Raw genomic sequence first — 9,246 nt, forward strand, 5'->3', positions numbered from 1 at the left:
GGGCCGGGGGCGGGCATGTCCATCGGGTCCATGACGCCAGCGGCGAGGGTCAGCGCCCGCAGCCCGTCGGCCAGGGCGTGGTGGAACTTGAACAGCACGGCGAAGCAGACGCCGTCCTCGCCCGGCAGCACATGGGCCTCCCAGGGCGGGCGGTCGCGCTCCAGGGGCTGCTCCATGAGCCGTCCCGCTACGGCCTGGAAGTCGGCGGTCGGGGCGTGCAGCCGCACGTGGTTCAGGGGGTCGAAGTCGGGGTCCGCCTCGCGGGCCGCGCCGCCGAAGGCGAGCGGCCGGCGCAGGGCGGAGGGCAGCGGCTGCCACACGTCGCGGATGCGCATCCGCAGTCCGGGGACTCCGGCGGCCCGGGCGGCGAGGAGGTCCGCCGCGTGGGCGCCCGCGGCGGGCGAGTGGGCCGAGAAGATTCCGAGCGCGCCGAGGTGCATCGGGTGTTCGGCGGACTCGATGTTCCAGAACGCCAGGTCGAGAGGAGCGAGCAGGTCAGCAGTCAAGGGCTTGCCTCGCGTCGACGACGGGTGGGTCAGCAGTCAACCGCCCCCAGCCGATTACGGTCAAGTACGATCAGGCTACGCACAGTTAACATCGGATTAAGGGGTCTTCTCACTATGAGCGTCCGGTCAGGTCGCGTGCTCCGGTGCCGTGCATCGCAAGGCGCCGGAGCGCCCTCGTGGCGGAGCCACGTGGGCGTTTCGGCAACGCGGCGAGGTTCGGTGCCAGGCCGCGCGACCCGGACGGGCGTAGTGAAAGGACCCCTGAGTCCCGCCCCGTGATGGGGCGGGACTCATGGTGCATGTGCGGTCAGTCCAGCACAGCTCGCGCCGCCGGGCACCCGGTGGGAGTCACCCGGGAGGCGTCACGTCGTCGGGCCGTCCGGTGGTGAAGTTCTGGCGCCGCTCCAGGTTGTCGAAGTCGAGGTCCTGGTCGAACGTGGTCCCCTTGAGGGCGTGGAAAGCGAAGACGCCCGGGGCGGACCGGGTGAAGTACTCACCCTTGAAGCCGGGGATCTCGGGCGGGTCGTCCTCCCGGGCGTCGTCCAGAGGCAGGACAAAGACCCCGGGCCGCCCCGGCTCAGGTGACCAACTGCCCCTTGCCCAGGGCGATCACCCCGCCCTTGGACACCGTGTACAGCTCCGCGTCCCGCTCGGGGTTGACGCCGATGGTCGCGCCCGGCGGCACCTCGACGTTCTTGTCGAGGACGGCGCCGCGCACCACCGCGCCCCGGCCGATGTGCACGTTGTCGTGCAGCACCGAACCCTGCACCACGGCTCCCGGGTCGACCACCACACCCGGCGACAGCACCGACCGCGTGACCTGCCCGCGCACCAGGCAGCCCGCGCTGATGATGGACTCGCTGGCGATGCCGCCCGCGTTGAACCGGGCCGGTGAGAGCTGGTACGAGTGCGTGTAGATCGGCCAGCTGCGGTTGTACAGGTTGAAGGCGGGGCGCTCGGCGATCAGGTCCATGTGGGCCTCGTAGTAGGCGTCCAGCGTCCCCACGTCCCGCCAGTAGCCCTGGTCGCGGGTGGTCTCGCCGGGCACGTGGTTGGCGCTGAAGTCGTAGAGCGCGGCCTCGCCCCGGTCGGTGAGCTGGGGCAGGATCGAACCGCCCATGTCATGCACCGAGGCCTCGTCCTCCGCGTCCCGCCTGAGCGCCTCGATGAGTGCCTTGGTGGTGAAGATGTAGTTGCCCATCGAGGCGAAGACACGGCTGGGGTCGTCAGCGAGCCCGGGCGGATCGGCCGGCTTCTCCAGGAAACCCTCCACCGTCTGGCCGTCCGAGCCGGGAGTGATCACCCCGAAGGACGAGGACTCGGTGCGCGGCACACGGATCCCGGCCACCGTCACACCCGCGCCGCTCTCGATGTGCTGGGCGAGCATCTGGCGGGGGTCCATGCGGTAGACGTGGTCGGCGCCGAAGACGGCCACGTACTCGGGACGCTCGTCGTAGATCAGGTTCAGGGACTGCAGGATCGCGTCGGCGCTGCCCAGGTACCAGCGCGGGCCGAGGCGCTGCTGCGCGGGCACCGGCGTGACGTAGTTGCCGAGCAGGTTGGACATCCGCCAGGTCATGGTGATGTGCCGGTCCAGCGAGTGCGACTTGTACTGCGTCAGGACGCAGATGCGCAGGACGTCCGCGTTGACGAGGTTGGACAGGACGAAGTCGACCAGACGGTACGTTCCACCGAAGGTCACCGCCGGTTTGGCACGGTCCGCGGTCAGGGGCATCAGCCGTTTGCCCTCGCCGCCCGCCAGCACGATCCCCAGGACCGAAGGACCACCACCTCGCATGGCCGCTCCCCTCACGCCGATTTCCCGATGCCTGCCCTTGAGCAGTACCCACTAAGCCTGTTTGACGATCTCTTCGTAGAGCCGGACCGTGCGGCGGGCCACCGCGTCCCAGCCGAAGGCGCCGACCGCGCGCTCCCGCCCGGCCTCACCCATCCTCCCGGCGGCCGCCGGGTCGGCCAGGACCGTGTCCATGGCCCGGGCGAGGCCGGCCTCGAAGCCGTCGCCGGGCGGGACGAGCAGCCCGGTCGTGCCGTCGTCGACGACCTCGGGGATGCCGCCGACCGCCGAGGCCACCACGGGGGTGCCGCAGGCCATCGCCTCCAGGTTCACGATGCCGAGCGGCTCGTAGACCGAGGGGCAGACGAACAAGGCCGCGTGCGTGAGGAGCTGGATCACCTCCGGGCGCGGGAGCATCTTCGGGATCCAGAACACCCCGTCGCGGACCGCGCTCAGCTCCCCGAACAGCTCGCGGAACTCCTGGTCGATCTCCGGTGTGTCCGGTGCGCCCGCGCACAGCACGACCTGTGCGGCCGGGTCGATGTCCCGCACGGCGCGCAGCAGGTGGGGCACGCCCTTCTGCCGGGTGATCCGGCCGACGAACAGCACGTACGGGCGGGAGCGGTCCAGGCCGATCCGGTCCAGGGCGTCCGTCCCGTGGTCGGGCCGGTACAGGCTCGTGTCGATGCCGTTGTGCACGATGTGGACCCGCTCCGGGTCCAGCGCGGGGTAGCAGCCGAGAATGTCCTCGCGCATCGCTCCGGAGACGGCGATCACCGCGTCGGCGGCCTCGATCGCGGTGCGTTCCGCCCAGCTGGACAGTTCGTAGCCGCCACCGAGCTGCTCGGCCTTCCAGGGCCGCAGGGGCTCCAGGGAGTGCGCGGTCATCACGTGCGGGATGCCGTACAGGAGCTTGGCGAGGTGGCCGCCGAGGTTGGCGTACCAGGTGTGGGAGTGGACCACCTCGCGGCCTTCGAGGGCGGCGGCCATGGCGAGGTCGACGGAGAAGGTGCGCAGCGCGTCGTTGGCGCCGTCGAGCGCGGACCAGGGCCGGTGGCGCCGCACGCCGTCGCCGCGGCCCTCGCCCCAGCAGTGCACGTCCAGGTCGACGAGCGATCTGAGCTCGCGGGCGAGGAACTCCACATGGACGCCCGCACCGCCGTACACATCCGGCGGGTACTCCCGGGTCAGCAGTCCGACTCGCACCCGCAACTCCCTGCTCTCAGCGGCCGTTCCCTTTCATGGTCACCCAGAAGGGGCGCGCGGGGAAGAGCGAGGCGGCCGCGGGAAACAGCAGTCGCCGCAGACGCCCCCGCCGGGCACCCGGTAGTACAGGCAGCAACTGCGGCGCCGGAACGCGGTGCCGGTGAGGGTCCCGGCGCCGGTGAGCAGGGGGTGCGCGAGGAGTTCCGCGGCCAGGGACCGGGCCCGGGCGGCGACGTCCGTACGGCCGTGCCGCCCGGCCCAGCGGTCCAGTTCCCGGGCCGCACCGGCCAGGGCGGAGGCGGCGTTGCCGCGCAGCAGGCCCGGGGCGAGGCCATGGTGGACGCGCAGGGCCGCCGCCAGCGGGACGAGGTGGCCGTGCAGGACCACGTCCGCGAGGGACGGCGCGTCCCCGGGGAGCGGCGTCACCTTCCGGAGCCACAGGTCGTCGGGGGCGCTGCCGTCGGCGTCCCAGTGCAGCAGCCGGGCGTCGAGGTCGGGGACGGAGCCGTAGAGCGCCGCGCAGCCGAGGGCGATCGACCAGAGCCGGGCCGCGATCCCCTGATGCGTCACGGACGCGGCGACGCGCAACTCCGGGGCGCGCAGGGCGGCCGAGACCTTCCGCACACGCAAAATCAAGGGATTTGCCGACATATCCAGTGACGTCGCGGCATAGGCCTGTGCGAGAGTGGGAAAGGACCCGGCCGTTGCTCGTTCCGTGCGCAGCACGAAGAAGCCGGCGAGCGGGCGGAGCGCGGCGAGGTCGGGGTCGAGGTTCACGAAGAGCAGTAGTACCAAGGCCCTTAGGGGACGCGACCCGGTGGCCCCGACCGCACTCGCCCACCCTGGGGATGACGGGGTTCCTCGCGTACTCCACCGGCAGTAGGACCCAATGAGTGCTCAGGGACGACGACGGGAAGACCTGGACACGGCAGGGTGTTGGTCATGAAAGCCCACCTTTCGCCGCGCCGGGCCGAGAGCCCCCGCCTCACGCAGAGGAGCAGCCGATGAGCGCCCTCGCGTTGTCCGTCCTGCTGTCCCTCGTCTCCGCGTTCGCCTACGCGGGCGGGGCGATCGTGCAGGAGCGGGTGGCGGAGTCGTCGCCGGGCGAGCAGTACGCGCCGCTGCGGCGGCCGGGCTGGTGGGCGGCGGTCGCGCTGAACGGCACCGGTGGGCTGCTGCACGTGGTGGCGCTCGCCTACGGGCCGCTGAGCCTGGTGCAGCCGCTCGGCGCGCTGACCATCGTGGTGGCCCTGCCCATGGCGGCGCTGTTCGTCGGCCGTAAGGCCGGTTCCACGGCCTGGCGGGGCGCGATCATGGCGACGGTGGGGCTCGCCGGTCTGCTCTCCCTGGTCGCCGCGTCCGACGCGCGGTCGCTGAGCGCGGCGCAGCGGGTCGGCGTCGCCGTCGTCACCGCGGGTGTGGTCGTGACGCTGATGATCGCCGCCCGGGCCGCGCACCGGCACCCGGCGGTCCGCAGCATGCTGCTGGCGACGGCCTCCGGCATCGCGTTCGGCATGTCCTCGGTGTTCACCAAGACCGTCGCGGTCGACTGGACCGGCGGTGTGTCGGCGGCGGACGTGCCGTCCCTCGCCGTGATCGGCGTCCTGGCCACGGCCGGCATGCTGCTGTCGCAGGCCTCCTACCGGGGCGCCGGCCTCGCTGCCCCGCTGGCCATGCTGACGGTCGTGAACCCGGTGGTCGCGGCCGCGGTGGGCATCACGATGTTCGGAGAAACCTTCCGCTACGGCGCGACGGGCACGGTGCTCGCCCTGGGCTGTGGCGTGGTGGCGGCTGGCGGCCTGATCCTGCTGACGACGGAGCGGCTCACGCACGAGCAGCCGGTTGCGATTCCCGCCGGGCCTACGGAAGCGCCGAGCGGGGCGGGTGCGCGAGCCCTGCCGGCCGACGGTCCGCGCCGAGTGCCGGAGCAGGCGGGCCGGGGCGGTCTGCCCGCTCCGGTGGGAGAACCGGCTGGCCTGGACGGGGTCCCCGAGCGAGTCCCGGCCGGGGCGCAGGCCGGGCTGCGCGCGCGGGACGTGCTCGTGCGGAGGCCTGTGGCGACGACGGCGGTACTCGTGCCGGGGCCGGGCGCACCAGCTGCGGTGATCGTGCCACGGCCGGAGGAAACGGCGGACGTGCGCGTACCGGAGCCGGTCGCGAGGGCGAGGGCGGACATGCGCGTACCCGAGCCGACCGCGAGGGCGACGGTACTCGTGCCTGGATCGGACGCACCGGCGGCGGTGATCGTGCCCAGGCCGCAGGAAACGGCGGCAGCCCGCGTACGGGTACCGGACGCACCGGCCGCCGTACTCGCGCCGGAGCCGGTGGCGACGGCGGCGGCCCCCGTAGCCGTACCGGACACACGGGCCGCGGTGATGTCGCCGGGGCCCGGAGCGGCGGCGGCCGGCGAGGCGGATGTCTCGTACGAGGGCGGGGAGTCGTCGGTGGCGGCGGCCTCCGACGACGATCGCCCGCTCTCCTACGCGCCCTTCTACGGCATCCCGTACGTCCCGTTGCCCGTGATCGACCGGCACCGCACGCGGGTCAGATCCTGACGCCGCCGGCCCGGAGGTACGCCACCGGATCGACGTCCGAGCCGAAGCCGGGCCCCGTCCGCACCTCGAAGTGCAGATGCGGGCCCGAACTGTTGCCGGTGGAGCCGGAGCGGCCGATGCGCTGGCCCGCGCTCACAGACTGCCCGTCCCGCACGGAGATCGCGGAGAGGTGGGCGTACTGGCTGTAGCGGCCGTCGGCGTGCCGGACCACGACCTGATAGCCGTAGGAGCCGCCCCATCCCGCGCTGACGACGCTGCCCGACGCGACCGACTTGACCGATGTGCCCGTGGGCACGGGGAAGTCGATCCCGGTGTGATAGCCCTTCGACCAGGCGGAGCCCGCCTTGCGGTAGGGCGTCCCGAGTGAGGCGTCGACAGGGGCGACGAAGCCCTGCCGGGTGGCCGTGGACCGGTCCGCGCGCTCCCTGCTCTCGTCCTTGGACCGCTCTTTCGGCCGCTCCTTCGCCCGCTCCTTCGACCGCTCCTCCGCGCGGTCCTGGGCCGGCTTCTTCGTCGAGGGCTTGGCCGACGGCGACGGCCTGTGCTCGGGCCGCGTCTTCGTGGCGCCCTCGCCGCGCAGCGCGAGGCGCTGGCCGGGCACGATCAGATCCGGGTCGGCCCCTATGGCGGAGCGGTTGGCGGCGTACAGGCCCCGCCAGCCGCCCCGCACGTCCTGGTCGTCCGCGATGCGGGAGAGGGTGTCGCCGCGGACGACGGTGTACATCTCGGCGTTGCCCGCCCGGGACTGCGGCGTGGACTGCGGCCGTACGTCGTCGATGGAGGTCTTCTTCTTCGAGTCCTTCCGCCCGGTGCGCTCGGTGGCGGGCCGGATGTCGGGCTCGCCACCGCCCCGGGTCAGTCCGGCCCGCTCGGAGCAGACCGGCCAGGCGCCCGGCCCCTGCCCGTCGAGGACCTTCTCCGCGACGGCGATCTGCTGGTCCTTGCTCGCCAGGTCCGCGCGGGCCGCGTAGGCCCGGCCGCCGTAGGCCTCCCAGGTGGACTGGGTGAACTGCAGTCCGCCGTAGAAGCCGTTGCCGGTGTTGATGCTCCAGTTGCTGGTGGACTCGCAGGCGGCGACCTTGTTCCAGGTGTCCACGTCCGCCGCCTGGGCGGCGCCGGTGCCCATGAACGGCAGTGCCATGCCCGCGCCGCCCGCCGTCACGGTGAGCGAGGCGCGGTTGATCCTGTTCGGCTGATACCGGCGGTGCCGGCCGCGTACGGCCATCGAAAGCCCCCCTAGACATGCGTCAGGAGGGGCAAAAGTAAGCGCTGCGAACCGGCCAGAACAAGACGGCTATCGGCCGCCCGGGAGTCCAAATGGCCGGTATGTGGCCCCTGTTGCGCGACCTGCGCCACGGTGGTGCACCGTGTACGGCACCCGGTGCGCGGGTGCGCCGTGCGCGGGGACGCGTACACCGGCTGAGCGCGAAGGGGCTCTCGTCCGTATCAGCCTGCGCCACGCCGTGCGACCCGCGCGTGCGGACGAAGTAGCGGCACGTCAGGATGGTCGACGGGGGATGCCCGTGGGCGCCTCCCACCGGCAGCACCGGTACCGAGGTCTTTTAGGAGCGAACCGAATGAGCAGTACAGCGCAGATCGGCGTCACGGGTCTCGCGGTCATGGGCCGCAACCTCGCCCGCAACTTCGCCCGCAACGGCTACACGGTCGCGGTGCACAACCGGACGCCCGCGCGCATGCACGCCCTGGTGGAGGAGTTCGGCGGCGAGGGGGAGTTCGTCGCATGCGAGAACGCCAAGGACTTCGTGGCAGCGCTGGAGCGGCCGCGGCGCCTGGTCGTGATGGTGAAGGCCGGTGAGCCGACGGACGCGGTGATCCAGGAGTTCGCGCCGCTGCTGGAGCCCGGCGACATGATCATCGACGGTGGCAACGCGCACTTCGCCGACACTCGGCGCCGGGAGCGGGACCTGCGCGAGCAGGGCATCCACTTCGTCGGCATGGGCGTCTCCGGCGGTGAGGAGGGCGCGCTGAACGGCCCGAGCATCATGCCCGGCGGCCCGAAGGAGTCCTACGACTCGCTGGGTCCGATGCTGGAGAAGATCTCGGCGAAGGCGGCGGACGGCTCGCCGTGCGTCTCCCATGTCGGTCCGGACGGTGCCGGGCACTTCGTGAAGATGGTGCACAACGGCATCGAGTACGCGGACATGCAGCTCATCGGGGAGGCGTACCAGCTGCTGCGGGACGTCGCCGGGTACTCCCCCGCCGAGATCGCGGACATCTTCCGGACCTGGAACCAGGGCCGTCTCGACTCGTACCTGATCGAGATCACGGCCGAGGTGCTGTCGCACGTCGACGCGGAGACGGGCAAGCCGTTCGTGGACGTGGTGGTGGACCAGGCCGAGCAGAAGGGCACCGGCCGCTGGACCGTGCAGATCGCGCTGGACCTCGGCGTGCCGGTGTCCGGTATCGCCGAGGCGGTGTTCGCGCGGTCGCTGTCGGGCCACGCGGCCCTGCGGGAGGCCTCGCGCGAGCTGGCCGGCCCGAAGGCGAAGCCGCTGAGCGAGGCGGAGGCCCGGGCGTTCGCGGACCGGGTGGAGCAGGCGCTGTACGCGTCGAAGATCGTGTCGTACACGCAGGGCTTCCACGAGATCGACGCGGCGCGCGGCGAGTACGGGTGGGACATCGACCTGGGTGCGGTGTCGGCGCTGTGGCGGGGCGGCTGCATCATCCGCGCGGCGTTCCTGGACCGGATCCGCGCCGCGTACGACGCCCGGCCCGACCTGCCGAGCCTGCTGTCGGACGCGACTTTCGCGCAGGAGATCGCGGACGCCCAGGACGACTGGCGTGAGGTGCTGGTCGCCGCGACCCGCCAGGGTGTGCCGACGCCCGGTTTCGCGGCGGCCCTCGCCTACTACGACGCGCTGCGCGCGGAGCGGCTGCCGGCGGCGTTGACGCAGGGGCAGCGGGACTACTTCGGTGCGCACACCTACCGCAGGGTGGACCGTGACGGGTCGTTCCACACGCTGTGGGGCGGGGACCGGTCGGAGACCTCCGCGTAGGCGCTGCCGCCGAGGGACGTGTGCGGGACGGTGGACGGCGGGATGTGCCGTCCACCGCCCCGTTCCTGTGCAGGGGGTCAGGACAGTGGAGGGCCCGGCTCCGGGTTCGGCACGGGATCCGGCCCCGGGGGGATCGGGGACGGGTCGGGGCCTGTCTCTTATACCCA

Annotated in this window: 6 protein-coding genes and 1 pseudogene; 2 read left to right on the forward strand and 5 right to left on the reverse strand. The window is 72.4% G+C overall.

What is annotated here, in order from left to right; all coding sequences use genetic code 11:
* From C1J00_RS31685 to C1J00_RS31705, 4 genes are all read right to left on the reverse strand, one after another.
* On the reverse strand, nucleotides 1-506 hold a 506-nt coding region (locus C1J00_RS31685; protein WP_219728385.1), incomplete at its 3' end, for a wax ester/triacylglycerol synthase domain-containing protein.
* Between the two features lie 577 nt (nucleotides 507-1,083).
* On the reverse strand, nucleotides 1,084-2,304 hold the full coding sequence (glgC, locus tag C1J00_RS31695; RefSeq protein ID WP_102912426.1) for a glucose-1-phosphate adenylyltransferase: 1,221 nt from the start codon (nucleotides 2,302-2,304) through the stop codon (nucleotides 1,084-1,086).
* Between the two features lie 51 nt (nucleotides 2,305-2,355).
* Complete coding sequence (glgA, locus tag C1J00_RS31700; RefSeq protein WP_102912427.1) at nucleotides 2,356-3,507, reverse strand: glycogen synthase; 1,152 nt, start codon at nucleotides 3,505-3,507, stop codon at nucleotides 2,356-2,358.
* 39 nt (nucleotides 3,508-3,546) lie between these two features.
* On the reverse strand, nucleotides 3,547-4,302 hold the full coding sequence (locus C1J00_RS31705; protein ID WP_439333452.1) for a (2Fe-2S)-binding protein: 756 nt from the start codon (nucleotides 4,300-4,302) through the stop codon (nucleotides 3,547-3,549).
* 209 nt (nucleotides 4,303-4,511) lie between these two features.
* On the opposite strand from C1J00_RS31705, the pseudogene C1J00_RS47980 reads away from it, so the two are divergent.
* Nucleotides 4,512-5,657 (forward strand): annotated as a pseudogene (locus C1J00_RS47980) (DMT family transporter); the annotation flags it as partial.
* Between the two features lie 394 nt (nucleotides 5,658-6,051).
* Here C1J00_RS47980 and C1J00_RS31720 read toward each other — a convergent pair.
* Nucleotides 6,052-7,287: a transglycosylase family protein gene (locus C1J00_RS31720; protein ID WP_102912431.1), complete on the reverse strand. Its 1,236-nt coding sequence runs from the start codon at nucleotides 7,285-7,287 to the stop codon at nucleotides 6,052-6,054.
* A 352-nt stretch (nucleotides 7,288-7,639) separates the two neighbouring features.
* Between C1J00_RS31720 and gnd the strand changes: the two genes are divergently transcribed.
* Nucleotides 7,640-9,079: an NADP-dependent phosphogluconate dehydrogenase gene (gnd, locus tag C1J00_RS31725; protein ID WP_102912432.1), complete on the forward strand. Its 1,440-nt coding sequence runs from the start codon at nucleotides 7,640-7,642 to the stop codon at nucleotides 9,077-9,079.
* The last annotated feature ends 167 nt before the right edge of the window (nucleotides 9,080-9,246 follow it).

The sequence above is a fragment of the Streptomyces cahuitamycinicus genome (assembly GCF_002891435.1).
Classification (GTDB): domain Bacteria; phylum Actinomycetota; class Actinomycetes; order Streptomycetales; family Streptomycetaceae; genus Streptomyces; species Streptomyces cahuitamycinicus.

Coding starts and splice junctions, on each gene's coding strand:
- glgC (WP_102912426.1), bottom strand. CDS start 2,304: ATGCGAGGTGGTGGTCCTTCGGTCCTGGGGATCGTGCTGGCGGGCGGC.
- C1J00_RS31720 (WP_102912431.1), bottom strand. CDS start 7,287: ATGGCCGTACGCGGCCGGCACCGCCGGTATCAGCCGAACAGGATCAAC.
- gnd (WP_102912432.1), top strand. CDS start 7,640: ATGAGCAGTACAGCGCAGATCGGCGTCACGGGTCTCGCGGTCATGGGC.